17 protein-coding genes are annotated in these 15,111 nt (G+C 62.1%); 11 read left to right on the forward strand and 6 right to left on the reverse strand.

Annotated elements, in window-relative coordinates:
• The first annotated feature begins 122 nt into the window (after positions 1–122).
• Positions 123–1,577 carry a beta-barrel assembly-enhancing protease gene (locus C3F36_RS19040; RefSeq protein ID WP_223918331.1) on the forward strand — a complete coding sequence of 485 codons (1,455 nt, stop codon included), beginning with the start codon at positions 123–125 and terminating at the stop codon, positions 1,575–1,577.
• Between the two features lie 133 nt (positions 1,578–1,710).
• Here C3F36_RS19040 and C3F36_RS19045 read toward each other — a convergent pair whose 3' ends face one another.
• On the reverse strand, positions 1,711–2,190 hold the full coding sequence (locus tag C3F36_RS19045) for a TlpA family protein disulfide reductase (protein WP_104455691.1): 480 nt from the start codon (positions 2,188–2,190) through the stop codon (positions 1,711–1,713).
• A 60-nt stretch (positions 2,191–2,250) separates the two neighbouring features.
• Between C3F36_RS19045 and arsC the strand changes: the two genes are divergently transcribed.
• From arsC to C3F36_RS19060, 3 genes are all read left to right on the forward strand, one after another.
• Complete coding sequence (arsC, locus tag C3F36_RS19050) at positions 2,251–2,601, forward strand: arsenate reductase (glutaredoxin) (RefSeq protein WP_104452738.1); 351 nt, start codon at positions 2,251–2,253, stop codon at positions 2,599–2,601.
• A complete protein-coding gene (locus C3F36_RS19055) occupies positions 2,598–2,972 on the forward strand; it encodes a DUF2069 domain-containing protein (RefSeq protein ID WP_043155315.1) in 375 nt (124 codons plus the stop codon). Before arsC ends, C3F36_RS19055 begins: the two co-directional genes overlap by 4 nt.
• A 248-nt stretch (positions 2,973–3,220) precedes the next feature.
• Complete coding sequence (locus C3F36_RS19060; RefSeq protein ID WP_104452739.1) at positions 3,221–4,291, forward strand: linear amide C-N hydrolase; 1,071 nt, start codon at positions 3,221–3,223, stop codon at positions 4,289–4,291.
• A gap of 39 nt (positions 4,292–4,330) precedes the next feature.
• On the opposite strand, the gene C3F36_RS19065 is transcribed toward C3F36_RS19060, so the two are convergent.
• The gene (locus tag C3F36_RS19065; RefSeq protein WP_104455692.1) at positions 4,331–4,942 is read right to left on the reverse strand and encodes an acyl carrier protein phosphodiesterase; all 612 of its coding nucleotides are present in this window, start codon (positions 4,940–4,942) and stop codon (positions 4,331–4,333) included.
• Positions 4,939–5,262, reverse strand: a complete 324-nt coding sequence (locus tag C3F36_RS19070; protein WP_104455693.1) for a hypothetical protein — start codon at positions 5,260–5,262, stop codon at positions 4,939–4,941. The genes C3F36_RS19065 and C3F36_RS19070 overlap by 4 nt, the downstream gene beginning before the upstream one ends.
• Before the next feature lie 65 nt (positions 5,263–5,327).
• On the opposite strand from C3F36_RS19070, the gene C3F36_RS19075 reads away from it, so the two are divergent.
• Together C3F36_RS19075 and iadA are read left to right on the forward strand one after the other, a co-directional pair.
• Positions 5,328–6,107 carry an ABC transporter substrate-binding protein gene (locus tag C3F36_RS19075; RefSeq protein WP_104455694.1) on the forward strand — a complete coding sequence of 260 codons (780 nt, stop codon included), beginning with the start codon at positions 5,328–5,330 and terminating at the stop codon, positions 6,105–6,107.
• 58 nt (positions 6,108–6,165) lie between these two features.
• Positions 6,166–7,296, forward strand: coding sequence for a beta-aspartyl-peptidase (gene iadA / locus C3F36_RS19080; RefSeq protein ID WP_103261798.1), 1,131 nt, complete (start codon positions 6,166–6,168; stop codon positions 7,294–7,296).
• A gap of 82 nt (positions 7,297–7,378) precedes the next feature.
• Here the strand turns inward: iadA and C3F36_RS19085 are convergent, their stop codons facing one another.
• Positions 7,379–8,281, reverse strand: a complete 903-nt coding sequence (locus C3F36_RS19085; protein ID WP_104456090.1) for a lysine exporter LysO family protein — start codon at positions 8,279–8,281, stop codon at positions 7,379–7,381.
• A gap of 532 nt (positions 8,282–8,813) precedes the next feature.
• Between C3F36_RS19085 and C3F36_RS19090 the strand changes: the two genes are divergently transcribed.
• The 5 genes from C3F36_RS19090 (at position 8,814) to C3F36_RS19110 (ending at position 13,415) form a co-directional block, all read left to right on the forward strand.
• Positions 8,814–9,584, forward strand: coding sequence for an ABC transporter ATP-binding protein (locus tag C3F36_RS19090; protein ID WP_010674267.1), 771 nt, complete (start codon positions 8,814–8,816; stop codon positions 9,582–9,584).
• Between the two features lie 65 nt (positions 9,585–9,649).
• On the forward strand, positions 9,650–10,423 hold the full coding sequence (locus C3F36_RS19095; RefSeq protein WP_010674268.1) for an ABC transporter substrate-binding protein: 774 nt from the start codon (positions 9,650–9,652) through the stop codon (positions 10,421–10,423).
• 105 nt (positions 10,424–10,528) lie between these two features.
• Positions 10,529–11,269, forward strand: coding sequence for an ABC transporter permease (locus C3F36_RS19100; protein WP_010674269.1), 741 nt, complete (start codon positions 10,529–10,531; stop codon positions 11,267–11,269).
• A 3-nt stretch (positions 11,270–11,272) separates the two neighbouring features.
• A complete protein-coding gene (locus C3F36_RS19105) occupies positions 11,273–11,965 on the forward strand; it encodes an ABC transporter permease (RefSeq protein WP_043156313.1) in 693 nt (230 codons plus the stop codon).
• A gap of 112 nt (positions 11,966–12,077) precedes the next feature.
• Positions 12,078–13,415 carry an IS4-like element ISAeme15 family transposase gene (locus C3F36_RS19110; RefSeq protein WP_104455695.1) on the forward strand — a complete coding sequence of 446 codons (1,338 nt, stop codon included), beginning with the start codon at positions 12,078–12,080 and terminating at the stop codon, positions 13,413–13,415.
• Positions 13,416–13,462: 47 nt separating this feature from the next.
• Here C3F36_RS19110 and C3F36_RS19115 read toward each other — a convergent pair whose 3' ends face one another.
• Positions 13,463–14,104: an energy-coupling factor ABC transporter permease gene (locus tag C3F36_RS19115; RefSeq protein WP_104455696.1), complete on the reverse strand. Its 642-nt coding sequence runs from the start codon at positions 14,102–14,104 to the stop codon at positions 13,463–13,465.
• 94 nt (positions 14,105–14,198) lie between these two features.
• Positions 14,199–15,041, reverse strand: a complete 843-nt coding sequence (gene pflA / locus C3F36_RS19120) for a pyruvate formate lyase 1-activating protein (RefSeq protein ID WP_010674272.1) — start codon at positions 15,039–15,041, stop codon at positions 14,199–14,201.
• Positions 15,042–15,111 lie beyond the last annotated feature (70 nt).

Raw genomic sequence — 15,111 nt, forward strand, 5'->3', positions numbered from 1 at the left:
CTCCATCGCGTGCGTGGCGGTCATTATGGCCGTGATGAGAGGATGAAACAACGCTTGTGGGCCTTGAATGGCAAGGGTATTCTGCCGATGCCCGCTGGGGTCTGATTGGAGATAGAGATAACGTGGCACGTTTTTCCCCCCTGATAGCATCGCTTCCCCTGTTGGTCACCCTGATGGGGGCGACCTTCCACGCCCAGGGGAGCAACCAGTTGCCCGACATCGGTACCGCCGGGGTCGCCGCACTGCCCATCGAGCAGGAGGTGCGCTATGGCAACGCCTTCATGCGTTTTGCCCGGGCGGGCCTGCCCATCATCGATGACCCCGTGCTCAACGAATACATCGACGATCTGGGCCAGCGGCTGCTGACCAATGCCGACGGGGTGCGCTTCCCGTTCACCTTCTTCCTCATCAACGATCCCAGCATCAACGCGGCGGCCTTCCTCGGTGGCCGGGTCAAGGTGCACACCGGCCTCTTCCTCTACGCCGAGAGCGAGAGCGAGCTGGCCTCGGTACTGGCCCACGAAATCACCCACGTAACCCAGCGTCACATCGCCCGTTACATGGAGGCACAGGCGAGCAGCTCCGCCATGACCCTGGCCGGCCTGGTGGGCTCCATTGCACTCGCGGTGATCAACCCCACCGCCGGCATCGCGGCCTTGCAGACCACGCTTGGTTTGTCGATGCAGTCGGCCATCAACTACACCCGGGACAACGAATACGAGGCGGATCGCATCGGCATGAAGACGCTGTATGACGCCGGGTTCGATCCCATGGGCATGGCCAACTTCTTCCAGAAGCTGGCGGCGGAGTACCGCTATGCCAGCAAGCCGCCGGAGATGCTGCTGACTCACCCCCTGCCGGAGACCCGGATCAGCGAAGCCCGTGCCCGGGCCGGGAGCTATGGTGCGCGCGCCCTGCCGCCGAGCCTGGACTTCTGGCTGGCCAAGGTGCGCATCCAGGTGCGCTATGGCACCGAGACGCCCCAGGCGCTGCTCACCTACTTCGACAGCCGCCTGCAGAAGGGGGATTACCCCCTCAAGGATGCCGCCATCTATGGCAAGGCGCTGGCCCTGTTGCAGCTCAAGCGCACCGACGAGGCCGACACCCTGATGCAGGAGCTGGCGACCCGTCACCCGGAGGATCTCTTCGTGGTGGATGCCCTGACCGACATCGATCTCGCCAAGGGGCGCAGCGCCCAGGCCATCGCCAGACTGGAGCGTTTCCGCACCCGGATGCCGGACAACGAGGTGGTGGTGGTGAACCTCGGCAACGCCTATCTGGAGGGGGGCAACTACAAGAAATCCATCGCCATCCTGGACCCTTATGCCCGGGAGCACGACGAGAACAGCCTGGCCTGGAGCCTGCTGTCGGACGCCTACCGCAAGGCGGGCAGAATGACGGACCTGCACATGGCGCGGGCTGAGACCCTTTCCCTGCGCGGGGACTACCAGGCGGCCATCGATGAACTGATCGTGGCCCGGGGCACCACCAGTGACAAGCTGACCCTGGCCCGCATCGAGGCGCGCATCACCCAGCTGGAGCGGGCCAAGAAGGATCTGGACAGCCTCAAGGGCTGAGTCCGGAGCGGGTTGATGGCAGGCGGGGTGCTCCTTTGGGGGCACCCCGCCTTGTTTTGCAGGCTAAAATAGGGCCTTTCATCGGTTTCAACGCATCTTGATGATGAAGAAATGAGAATGATGGATGGCTCTGCTATGGGGCGCTCGCCACGCGGCGTTTTATCTCGACGAGCTTCTGTTCGTCCAGCTCCCCCACCAGGGTCTCCAGCAGCGTGCCCCTGGCATCGAGCAGATAGCTGGTGGGCAGCGCCCCGGGCCTTGGGAACGGGAGGCGGGCGTCGTCATCCGGGATCATCAGGGGAACCCTGATGGCGTGGCGCCGTGCCAGCTCGGTCAGTTCGGCGGGGGAGGCGGGGTCATAGTTGATGGCGATCACCCGGATCCGCCCTTCCTGGTGCAATGTTGCCAGCAGGGGCATCTCCCGCAGGCAGGGGGCGCACCAGGGGGCGAAGTAGTTGACCAGCAGCGGCTTGCCACCGAGATCCGCGAGGCTGACCTTCTTTCCCGCGCCGTCGGTGAAGTCGGGTGCCGGGCTGCAGGCCCCCAGCAGGGTTGCCACAATCAGCCAACAGATCCGTTTCATTTCCATAGCCTTCCCGCTTACCCTGACCATCCGTTTCCCCTACAATAGCGCCATTTCTTGTCCCATCTTGCGATTAATCAGGGAGTTATCATGAGCGAGACCCAAATCTACCACAATCCGCGCTGCTCCAAGAGCCGTGAAACCCTGGCCTTGCTGGAACAGCATGGGGTCGCCCCCGAGGTGGTGCTCTATCTGGAGCAGGCACCGAGCGAGGCACAGATCCGCACCCTCCTGAGTCAGCTTGGCTTCACGGATCCCCGGCAGCTGATGCGCACCAAGGAGGATCTCTACAAGGAGCTGGGGCTCGGCGAGGTGAGCGGCGATGACCTCATTCGTGCCATGCACCAGCACCCCAAGCTCATCGAGCGCCCCATCGTCATCAGAAACGGGCAGGCCCGCATCGGTCGTCCGCCCGAGCAGGTGCTGGAGATCCTCAAGTGAGCACCCGCTTCGCCCGTCTGCTTACCCTGGCCGGTTTTTTCGGCCTGCTGGCCTGGGTGCTGCTCTGGCACCTCTGGCTCTCGCCCCACCCGGATCTCGCCCCCTGGCTGTTGCCGGTGATCTGGACGGTGCCGCTGCTCTTCCCCCTCAAGGGCATAGTGCAGGGCAATCCCTACACCCACGCCTGGGGCAACTTCGTGCTGATGCCCTACTTCCTGCACGCCCTGACCCTGATCACCACGGATGAGGGGGAGCGGTGGCTGGCGGTAGTGGAGCTGGTGCTCACCACCCTGGCGTTTGTGGGCACCATCTATTATGCCCGCCTGCGCGGCCGCGAGCTGGGGCTGAGTATCCGCAAGAAGGAAGGCTGAGCCCCTCCCTGTCCGCCTGCTGGCGGGCAGGGTATGTGTCTGAAACCGACGCAAGCCAGCGAATGGCATCTGGCGGTATCGCCCCGAAGTGGCTTGCTTATCTCCTTGATTAATTTATGGATATTGATCGCTGATTGGCAGGGAAGCGCCTCTGTTGACAGATTTGCCACCTGGCTTGCCAGCCTCAGTCAGCCCCTGTTATGCAAAAAGGGGTATGCTTGTGTTTTCACCAGACTCGAGTGATCCATATGACAATCCTGCGTTCCCCCCTGTTGCACAAGACCCTGCTGGCCCTGACCGTCTCCCTCTCCGTCAGCTCCCTCGCCGATGCCTGTACCCGCGCCGTCTATCAGGGGGAGGGAGCGCTGGTGGTGACCGGTCGTACCATGGACTGGCGCAGCGCCATGCCGACCAATCTCTGGGCGCTGCCCCGTGGCATCGCGCGGGAAGGGGAGGCCGGTGCGCACTCCATGACGTGGACGTCGCGTTACGGCTCCGTGGTGGCGGCAGGCTTCGATGCGGGCACCGCCGACGGCATGAACGAGAAGGGGCTGGTGGCCAACCTCCTCTATCTGACCGAGTCCGAGTATGTGACCCCGAGCGACAAGGATCCGCGCAAGACCCTCTCCATCTCGCTCTGGGCCCAGTATGCGCTGGACAACTTCGCCACCGTGGCCGAGGCGGTCGAGGCCCTGTCGAAGGACGAGTTCTATGTGGTGACCACCCTGACCCCGGATGGCAAGCCGGGCCAGCTGCACCTCTCCCTCTCCGATGCGAGCGGCGATTCCGCCATCTTCCAGTACGTGGGGGGCAAGCTGCAGATCTACCACGACCGCAGCTATCAGGTGATGACCAACTCGCCGACCTTTGACAAGCAACTGGCTCTCAACGACTACTGGGAGGAGATTGGCGGTCTCACCATGCTGCCCGGCACCAACCGCTCGGCGGATCGTTTTGCCCGCGCCTCCTTCTACATCAAGACCCTGCCAAAGACCGACCAGGCCAACGAGGCGGTGGCCGGGGTGATGAGCGTGATGCGCAACGTCTCGGTACCCATGGGGATCAGCACCCCGGATCAGCCCAACATCTCCACTACCCTGTGGCGCAGCGTGGCGGATCAGCAGCATCGCCGCTATTTCTTCGAGCTGACCCATCTGCCCAACACCTTCTGGGTGAGCATGGACAAGCTGGATCTCGCCGCGGGGGCCCCGGTGCGCAAGTTGCCCCTGACCGAGCAGCAGCTCTATGCGGGGGAGACGGCGGAGAAATTCGTCCCGGCCAAGGCGTTTCGCTTCCTGCCGGCCAGCCCCAAGGCCTGAGCGTTCCCCCGATGACAACGCCCCGCTCGGGGCGTTTTTTTATGGCGGGGATGAGGTGGCAGTGCGATGGGCGGCGATCTGCGCCTCGCAAAAGCGCATCAGCTCCGGGTAGAAGTGCAGGAAGGCGTGCTCGTCCTCGGTCCAGCGAGCCTGATCCAGGGCGTCGAGCGCCTCCCCGAGCGGCACGGGGCGGCGCAGCCGACGACCGATGCCGTTGAGGGCCGCCCCCACCCCTTCCCGGTACTGGTAGGAGGCCAGCCAGTCCTGCTCGGCCATGCGCCGCAGGGCCATCGGCAGGCCCTGTGGCAGGCTGTGATGATCCAGGAGAAGTTGACCATAGCTCTGCGCCAGAAAGTGGGGCAGGGGGGCTGCGCTGAACCTCTGCCAGTGCTGGCTGAGCCAGTGATCGTAGAGCATGTCCACCACAATGCCGCCGAAGCGGCGCCAGGGGGGGGCGAAGCTCGTCACGGCGGCCCGATGGGCCGGGTGGGCATCGGTGAAGGCGTCTATCTTGCGGTGCAGCCAGATCCCCTCGTCGAAGTGGTCAGCCAGACCCGTCGGCAGCGGGCCCTTGATGAAGTCCCCCAGCAGGTTGCCGGTGAGGGAGCTGCCGGTATGGGCCGCCAGATGGAGGTGGGCGAGAAAATTCATGGGATGGGGCTCGCGTGCCTGGGCGTGAACGGGTGATCCGAGCCTAACGAATCGTGGCCGAATTGACCATGGGCAGGATGTTTCATCCCCAAGTCCCCTTGCCGGGCAAATTTGAGGCGTGGTAAGGTGCTTGCCATCTTTGTCACAGGACGCGACAAATCACCATGATGCGCAAAGCCAGAGGCTTTTTTCTGGCCTTCTACTTCAAGCCTTTCTATCTCTCCGAGTGGTTCGACGAATAAGTCGAGGCCCCGGAGCAGTTCATTGACGCCCATGGCGGCGTAATCCCGTTCATCTGCAATTTGCCGTTTGTTGGCCATCGCTTGCCTCTGCCTGCGATGCCTTGACCGCGCCTGTGCGCTTTTTATGTAATGGAGTACTCACGATGAAGACCACACTGACCCTGTCAGCCCTTGTTGCTGCCTGTCTGCTCGCCACCCCCGTCACCGCCAAGGAGTGGAAGACGGTACGCTTTGGCGTGGAGGGGGCCTATCCACCCTTCTCATGGACCGATGCGTCCGGAGAGATCAAGGGATTTGACATCGATCTTGCCAACGCCCTGTGCCAGCAGATGGCCGTCAGGTGCGAACTGGTGGCCCAGGATTGGGACGGCATGATCCCGGCCCTGCTGTCGCGCAAGTACGACGCCATCATCGCTGCCATGTCGATCACCGACGAGCGGCGCAAGAAGGTCGACTTCACCGAGAAATATGCCCACATTCCCAACCGCTTCGTGGCGGCCAGGGGCACCGAACTGACGCTGACGCCGGAAGGGATGGCGAGCAAGCGCATCGGCGTGCAGCGGGCCACCACCCACGACAAGTACCTGACCGACAACTTCGGCTCCAGCGTCACCATAGTGCGTTACGGCAGTGCCGATGAAGCCTACCTCGACCTGAAGGCGGGACGGGTGCTGGCCCTGCTGGCCGACGCCTCGGCTATCGAACAGGGGTTGCTTGGCAAGGAAGGGGGCGACAAGTTCGACTATGTGGGGCCGGCCCTGACCGACCGTCAATGGTTTGGCGACGGCATGGGGATCGCGGTGCGCGAGGGGGATCAGGATCTCAGGGCCAGGCTGAACGACGCCATCAAGGCCCTGTGCGCCAACGGCAAGTATCAGGAGATCAACCGGAAGTACTTCAAGTACGATATCTATGGCGGTTGATGGGTAACAGTCGGAGGGAGCCTGCTCCCTCCTTTTTCATGCAGCAAGGAGAGACCCCATGTTGACCCTGATCGAGGGTGCGCAGATCCATAGTCCGGCCCCACTCGGCCAGCAGGATCTGCTGGTGGCGGATGGCCGCATCGCCTGGATGGGCAAGGGACTGACGGTTCCGGCCGACTGGCCACTGACGCGGGTGGACGCTGGCGGCCGCTATCTGGTGCCCGGACTGGTGGACCCGCTCGCCCATATCACCGGAGGCGGCGGCGAGGGAGGCTTCGGCTTTCGCACGCCGGAGCTCTCGGCAAGGGCAGCTCTGGCGGCGGGGGTCACCACGCTCGTGGCGGCCCTCGGCACCGACAGCCTGACCCGCAGCCCGGCCCAGGTGCTGGGGAAGGTGCGCGAGTTTCGCGCCGCCGGGGTGAGCGCCTTCATGTACACCGGCTCCTACCACCTGCCGGTCAAGACCCTCACCGGCACGGTGGAGTCGGACATCATGCTGATCCCCGAGGTGCTGGGGGTGGGGGAGGTGGCCATCAGCGATCACAGGTCCAGCGCCCCCACCCACGACGAGCTGGCGCGGCTGGCGAGCGAGGCGCGGGTGGCCGGGCTGTTGTCGGGTAAAAGTGGCGTCAGCTTCTTTCACCTGGGGGATGGCCGGGGGGGGCTGGCGCCCCTGCGGGCGTTGCGGGACGGCACCGACATCCCGCAACGCCAGCTCTACCCCACCCACTGCAACCGCAACCCCTGGCTCTTTGCCGAGGCCATCGAGTGGGGTCGGGCAGGCGGCTGGGTCGACCTCACCACGTCGAGCTTCCCGGATCTGCTGGATGACGGGGAGCGGCTCGCGGCCGACGCCCTGGTGGCGTTGCTGGCGGCGGGCGTGCCCGTGGATCGCATCAGCTTCAGCTCGGATGCCAACGCCAGTCTGCCGCGCTTTGACGGCGAGGGGCGGCTCATCGAGCTGCGCTGTGGCCAGATAGGGAGCCTGTGGCAGGAGGTGGTGGCGGCCTGCTGCAAGGGGGTGGCACTGGAGACGGCACTGGCGGTAGTGACGGCCAATCCGGCCAGGGCGCTGGGGCTTGCGAGCAAGGGTACCCTAGGGGTAGGGCAGGATGCGGATCTGCTGCTGATCGATCCTGATACGTTCGCCATCGAGCGGGTGATGAGTGGGGGCCGGTGGCGCACCTAAATACCGGCGCCTGTCATCCAGCCTGCTCAGTTCATCAACAAAAAGCCCGGCAGCAGTGCCGGGCTTTGTCGTGCCATGGGGCTCAGATGGCCAGGAACCCCAGGATCAGAATGGGGCCGAGCAGGCTCAGGATAAAGCCGGAGACGATGGCCACCGGCACCACCTGGATGCCGCCGGATTTCTGGATGACTGGCAGGGTGAAGTCCAGCGCCGTGGCGCCGCCGTAGCCGATGGCGGCGCTGGGGTGGCGGCGCATCAGCACCGGGATGATGAGGATGGCGATAAGCTCGCGCCCCAGATCGTTGATGAAGGCGGCGGAGCCCAGCACCGGGCCCAGCTTGTCCGCTACCAGGATGCCGGAGAGCGAATACCAGCCAAAACTGGAACTCATCGCGAGGCCATGGGCAGAGGGCATGCCGAGCAGCTGGGCGGCCAGCAGGCTGCCGAGCCAGCTGCTGAGGATGACGGTGAGCGCGATCTTCATGCCCCAGGGGTTGAGCAGGATCTGGCGCAGGCGCATGCCGGAGTTGCGCATCTGGATGCCGATGAGCAAGAGCAGCAGCATCAGGGCCCACTCGCTCAACTTGTCGATGGGCAGGGCGCGCAGGTCCACCACCAGCCCCAGCAAGACGCCCCCCAACACCACGAAACAGAGCTGGAGGGATTCCCACAACAGGTGCAGCTTGCTCGGCATCTTGCCGTCACTGGCCTCGTGGGTGGGGGGGCTGCGTTTGTCCAGCCACCACAGGGCCAGCAGGTTGCAGAGGGTAATGGCTGCGAGCATCACCCCTGCCACCTTGAAGATCACTGCCAGGTTGCTGCCCAGGTTCTCCACATAGGCCAGCCCCAGCCCCATCAGGAACAGGATGAGGTAGACCATCTTGCCCAGGGACTGGTTGACCAGCTTGATCAGACGGGCGGAAGAGAGGGGAACCAGATAGCCGATCACGAGCGGCAGCAGGATCAGCAACACATTGAGCAACATCGGGGCCTCGATCACAAAACGTGGAAAAACGGCACCTTATCACGACTTGTTGCACCTGTGTCACGGATCTGTGCATCAGCATGGCCCATACGGGACTTTTTTATCATATTGTTGTGTTTTTTGATGACAGTCAGCTGTGCACGCAAACAGAGAAAGAGGGGCACATCACCTGAAAAATCAATTTCATCCCCATGAAATGACGAGAGAAGGGGAATCTGCCTGGGTGAATAAAGTCCTTTTGGGTGACATCTGGCGGATATGGTGAAATATGCTTGCTACCAGTGCGCTGCGGGTATAAAAGAGCGGTAGGGAAGGTGCGACAAAAAATGGATTTTATGCAGACAAAGTGCTGAAAAATACTCAATAGGCCAATAAAAATACAGATAAAACACCAAATACCTCGGTTCTGTATTGTTTTTTCACTACCTCAATGATATTTTCGCTGAAGGTTGCCATCGGTTAACGTTTTGTTAAATGGACGGTGGTGGAGTCACGCCGAAGCGGCGTCTAGGGACAGACAAGGTTGTAATGGATGAGCGACGTTGCCGCACTGGAAGTTCGTGATCTGCACAAGTATTTTGGCACCCACGAAGTGCTCAAGGGCATCGATATGACGGCCCACAAGGGGGATGTGATCTCCCTCATCGGCTCCTCGGGTTCGGGGAAGTCGACCTTTCTACGCTGTATCAATCTGCTTGAAACCCCCTCATCGGGCAGCGTCTCCCTCCATGGGGAGCTGATCCGGATGAAAACCAGCCGTTCCGGCGAACGCCTGCCGGAAGACATGCGCCAGGTGGAGCGTATCCGCAGCCGGCTGGCCATGGTGTTTCAAAGCTTCAATCTCTGGTCCCACATGACCATCATGCAGAACATCATCGAAGTGCCCATCCAGGTGCTCAAGGTGCCCCGTGCCGAGGCCATCGCCAAGGCGGAGCACCTGCTCAACCGGGTGGGGCTGTGGGAGCGTCGCGACTATTATCCCGGTCATCTCTCCGGCGGTCAGCAGCAGCGGGCCGCCATCGCCCGGGCGCTGGCGGTGGAGCCCGAGGTGATGCTGTTTGACGAGCCTACCTCGGCCCTCGACCCTGAACTGGTGGGGGAGGTCCTTGGCCTGATGCGCGAGCTGGCGGAAGAGGGGCGTACCATGATGGTGGTGACCCACGAGATGTCCTTCGCCCGCGACGTGTCGAACAAGGTGATGTTCCTGCACCAGGGGCGCGTGGAGGAGGAGGGCAATCCCAAGGAGATCTTCGCCCATCCCAAGTCGGAGCGATTCAAGCAATTCATCTCGTCCATCTATTGATGGACGGGATTCAATTTCAACCATCCGTACTTTCAACGATCGACGTGTTTATCAAGGAGAGATACATGAACAAGCTGATGCTGGCGACTGCCGTGATGACGGCCCTGTGTTCCGGTAGCCTTATGGCCAAGGAGTGGAAAGAGGTCCGGATCGGGGTGGAAGGGGCCTATCCCCCCTTCTCCTGGACCGAGCCGAGCGGCGAGGTGAAAGGCTTCGACATCGACATCGCCAACGCCCTGTGCGAAGAGATGAAGGTGAAGTGCACCCTGATCAAGCAGGACTGGGACGGCATCATTCCGGCGCTGCTGTCGCGCAAGTATGACGCCATCATCGCCACCATGGACATCACCGAAGAGCGCAAGAAGAAGGTGGACTTCACCCAGAAGTACCAGCACATCCCGGCGCGCTTCGCCGCCAAGAAAGGGACCGAGATCCAGCTCGACAAGGCCTTCATGGACGGCAAGACCATCGCCGTGCAGCGTGCCACCTCCATGGACACCTACATCACCGACAACTTCCCCAACGCCACCATCAAGCGCTACGGCACTGCGGATGAAGCCTACCTCGATCTGAAATCCGGCCGTGTCGACTACGTGATGGCCGACTCCGCCGCCATCAGCGACGGCCTGCTGAAGAAGGAAGGGGGCGATGCCTTCGAGTTCATCGGCCCGAAACTGACCGATCCCAAGTGGTTTGGCGAGGGTGCCGGCATCGCGGTGCGCAAGGCCGACAAGGATCTGAAAGAGAAATTCAATGCCGCCATCCTGGCCCTGCGTGCCAATGGCAAGTACAAGGAAATCAACGACAAGTACTTCGACTTCGACGTGTACGGCGAGTAAGCCGACGTCAGGCGAACAACGACAGGTTGATCCCGTCAGTAGTCATCGGGCCCGTTGCCTTCCGCTGGGAGTGACGGGCCCGATTGCGATGGAGCTGCATTGCATATGTTTGATTTGAAAGGATACGAAACCTCTCTGCTGGAGGGGGCCTGGATCACCCTGGAGGTGGCGCTTGCCTCCCTGCTGCTGGCCCTGGTGCTCGGCATGCTGGGGGCCTTGGCCAAGCTCTCTCCCTACAAGTGGGCACGCGGCATCGCGGCGGCCTACACCACCGTCATTCGCGGCATCCCGGATCTGGTGCTGATGATGCTGCTCTTCTTCGGCGGCCAGGTGCTCATCAACGGGATCTGCACCTGGGTCAACGAGGCCTACAACAACCACCTGCTGGCGAGCAACCCGAACCAGGAGTGGGTCTCCCTGCTGCCCGATTACATCGACATCAGCCCGTTTGCGGCCGGGGTCGCTACCATCGGCTTCATCTTCGGCGCCTACATGACCGAGACCTTCCGCGGCGCCATCCTGGCGGTGGACAAGGGGGAGCTCGAGGCGGCCCGTGCCTTCGGCATGCGGGCAAGCCAGGTCTTTGTGCGGATCCTCTTTCCCCAGATGATGCGCCACGCCCTGCCCGGGTTTGGCAACAACTGGCTGGTGCTGCTGAAAACCACGGCCCTGGTCTCCATCATCGGGCTCGATGACATGGTGCGAAAGGCGTCGCTCGCGGCGGGCTCGACCCAGCAGCCTTTCACCTTCTACATGGCGGTGGCGCTGATCTTCCTGGTCTTCACCGCAGTCTCTACCTCGGCGCTCAAGTGGGCCGAGCGTCACTACGCCATCAAGACGAGGTAAGCCATGGATTTCTCGATCATTCTCAAGGAGTGGCCCACCTACTGGGAGGGTCTCTATACCACCATCTGGCTGGTGGCCGCCTCGCTCATGCTGGGGCTCATGCTGGCGGTGCCCATGGGCATACTGCGCAACAGCCGCAACTGGTTGATCAAGGGGCCAATCTGGGCCTATATCTACTTCTTTCGCGGCACCCCGCTCCTGGTGCAGCTCTTCATCATCTACTACGGTGCCGCCCAGTGGGAGTGGCTCAAGAACAGTGCGGCCTGGACCCTCTTCTCGGAAGCCTGGTTCTGTGCCCTGCTGGCGTTCACTCTCAACACCGGCGCCTACACCGCCGAGATAGTGCGTGGCGCCGTGATGAACATGCCAAAGGGGCAGATAGAAGCGGCAAGCGCCTTCGGCATGACCCGCTGGCAGACCCTCACCCGCATCATCCTGCCCAACTCGTTTCGCCGTGCGCTGCCGGCCTACAGCAACGAGGTGATCTTCATGCTGCAGGGGTCGGCGGTGGCGGGCATCATCACCATCGTCGATCTGACGGGGGCCGCGCGGATCATCAACTCCCGCTACTACAGCCCGTTCGAGGCGTTCCTGACCGCAGGTCTGCTCTACATGCTGCTCACCTTCGTCATCGTCTGGTTGTTCAAGAAGTGGGAAGCCCGCTGGCATGCCCACCTGCGCCCGCGCAGCGTCTGACTGCCAGCAGAGAAAAAGCCCGCAACTGCGCAATGCTGATCAGTTAAGGATCCATTGACCGATCCTTCTGCTGTAGGACAATCCGGAACCAATCACTGGTTCCGGATTTTTTATGTCTATTGCAAACGATCTGAACGATGTTGTTGAGGCATCTGGCGACATGCTGGCTCGGCTGGCCATTTTTGCCGACCATATTCCCGACGAATGGATTACTGCCGCTGCCGCCTTGTCTGAAAAGGCCACTATCCGCCGACGCCGCTTACCTTCTGATATGGTCTTGTGGCTCGTCGTGGGGATGGCCTTTTTCCGCAATGAGCCCATCTCCGAGGTCGCTCGGCGCCTCAACATCTGTGCAGAAGGGTTGGCCAATGATGCCTTGCTCGCGGACAGTGCCCTGTCTCAGGCCCGTCAGCGACTCGGCAAACAGCCGCTCGAGTGGCTGTTCAAACAGTGCGCCGATGTGTGGGGGCGGGAACGTTATCCTGAAGACCATTGGCACGGTTTACAGGTCTTTGCCATCGATGGGGCCCTGTTCCGAACCCAGGATATGTCTGAACTCAGAGCACATTTCGGCTCGGGTAACACCTCAACCAACCGGCAGACACCCTACCCGATGCTGCGGTTGGTCACGCTCATGAATGTCCGCTCGCATGTCATTGCCAACGCGGCCATCAGCCCGTACCGCAAAGGGGAAATCCCCCTGGCCAGCGAGTTCATTCACTCATTGCCGGACAAGTCAGTGACCCTGCTGGATAAAGGCTTCTTCGGTGCCGACCTGTTGCTGCGTATTCAGGCCGAAGACACCGACCGTCACTGGCTCATCCCGGAACGCAAGGGGCTGGTATACACGGAACTTGAGCGCTATGGCGACGGTGACCGTCTGTTGCAAATGACGGTCTCGCCTCAGGCTAGCAAGAAAAACCCGGCGTTGCCGACACACTGGCAAGTTCGCGCAGTGACCTATGAGGTGGCAGGCAAGGAGAAAACGGTCTTTACCTCCCTGCCCGTGGCGCAATTCAGTGCAGCTCAGGTGGCGACCCTGTACCACGAGCGCTGGGAAATCGAGCTGGGATACCGGGATATCAAAAGCGCGATGCAGCACAACGCCATCACGCTGAGAAGCAAGAAAGTGGACTTGGTCTATCAGGAGCTGTGGGGATTGCTGCTTGGATACAATCTGGTCAGGCGGGAGGCCAGCCAGGCCGCCGTAGCCCATCAGCGAGCGCCCAATGAGGTGAGCTTTAAGTTTGCCTGTCAGTTCATCGCGAACCAGATGGCAGTGATGGCGGGCGCGTTATCGCCAGCCCATACGCCACGGAGGTTGGCGGAGTTGCGGGGCTGCATAGGCGTCATGTTCATAGAAAAACGCCCCAGGCCATCGAGACCCAGGGCGGTGAAGATATCAAAGACCCGTTTTCCGGTAAATCGCAATGCGGCTCCGCTTAAGTGAACAGCATTGCCGCAACTGCGGGCTTCTTTTATGGACCACGGGCAGGCTCAGCGCCCCAGGTACTCCCTGTCGAAGAAGGTGTTGACCCAGTAGGGGCGATAGACGGCGAGCAGGGTCATGGTCATGCCGTTGAGGAGCGCCTCGGGGAAGAGCAGCAGCGGCCAGATGGAGAGGTAGTCGGCGCTGATGGTGTGCCAGGAGTAGGTGCCGCTCACCCCCATCAGCAGGGCGCTGGCGATCACCTTGGCCGAGATGCTCAGCGCCCCCCCGAGAAATGCCGCCACGAACAGGTAGACGAAGAGGTGGCGAGGCAGCCAGGCCCAGCTCCCCAGAAACAGCAGCCAGCTGGTGGCCACCGGCAGGGCAACGCCGATGAGGGCCTGCCAGCCGATGTCGGCCAGGGGGATGACCCCGAAGTAAGCGAGGAGCAGCAGGGTGAGGCAGGGGGCGAGCAGGGCGAGGCGCCAGCCCAGCAACAGGGTCAGGCTGGTGAGGCCGAGAAAGTGGATCTCGAGCCCCTCGTGCAACCCGGCCCGCAAGGTCCACAGCGGTACCAGCACGATGGCGCCGCCGAGGCAAAGATGCTGATAGAGCGGGTGGGCGCCAAGGGTGCGCAGCAGGGAGGCGTTCAGACTGAAGGCGAGCAGCACCAGCCAGAGCAGGAGGGCGGCGACTTGTCCTTCACTCATGAGCGGTTCCCCCGGATGCGGCTGTCGTTGATGGCGCCGTGGCGAATGCCGGCGCAATGAAAAGAGGCCGCCCTCTGCCGGGCGGCCTCCTGTCTCAATACTTCACGTTGGGGTGATACTTGCCAAGGATGCCCTGGACCCTGTCCATGGTCTCCTTGCTGGGGGGCTTGATGCCGACCAGATCGTAGGTATCTCCCAGCACGTCCCACTTGTGCTTGCCAAGTTCGTGGTAGGGCAGCAGCTCCACCTTCTCGACGCACTCCCCCAGCTCGGCGATGAACTGGCCGAGTCCTTCTGCGCTCTCGTCATCGTCGGACCAGGTGGGCACCACCACGTAGCGGATCCACATGGTCTGACCGCGGGAGGCCAGGTAGCGGGCGAACTCCAGGGTGTACTTGTTGCTGACGTGGGTGAGGGGAATGTGCTTCTCGTCGTTGATCTGCTTGATGTCGAGCAGCACCAGATCGGTGTTGTCCAGCACCCGGTCGAGCAGCTCGTCGTAGTGACGCACGAAACCGTTGGTGTCGAGGCAGGTGTGGATCCCCTGGGCCTTGCAGGCGGTGAACAGTTCGGCGATGAACTCCTGCTGCAGCATGGCCTCGCCGCCGGAGGCGGTCACGCCACCGCCGGAGGCATTCATGAAGTGGCGATAGCTGGTGAGATCCTTCATCAGCTCGGGCACGGTGACCTCGCGGCCGCCCTGGGTGTCCCAGGTGTCCCGGTTGTGACAATACTTGCAGCGCATCAGGCAGCCCTGCATGAACACGATGAAGCGGATGCCGGGGCCGTCGACGGTCCCGCAGGTCTCGACGGAATGGATCCGGCCAATGATGTCGGTAGTGCCGGTGTCGCTGGCTTCAACGGTCGGGATCCGCTGCGTGCCGGGGGTGGCAGGTCCCTTGGATTCAACGGCGGGGATCCGGTTAATGACTGACATAGACGACTCCAATGGTGCGGACAAGGTTCGAGCGGTCGTTATTTTATGACAGAAAGCCCTATAAATCCTA

Source organism: Aeromonas sp. ASNIH2, assembly GCF_002934795.1.
GTDB lineage: Bacteria > Pseudomonadota > Gammaproteobacteria > Enterobacterales > Aeromonadaceae > Aeromonas > Aeromonas caviae.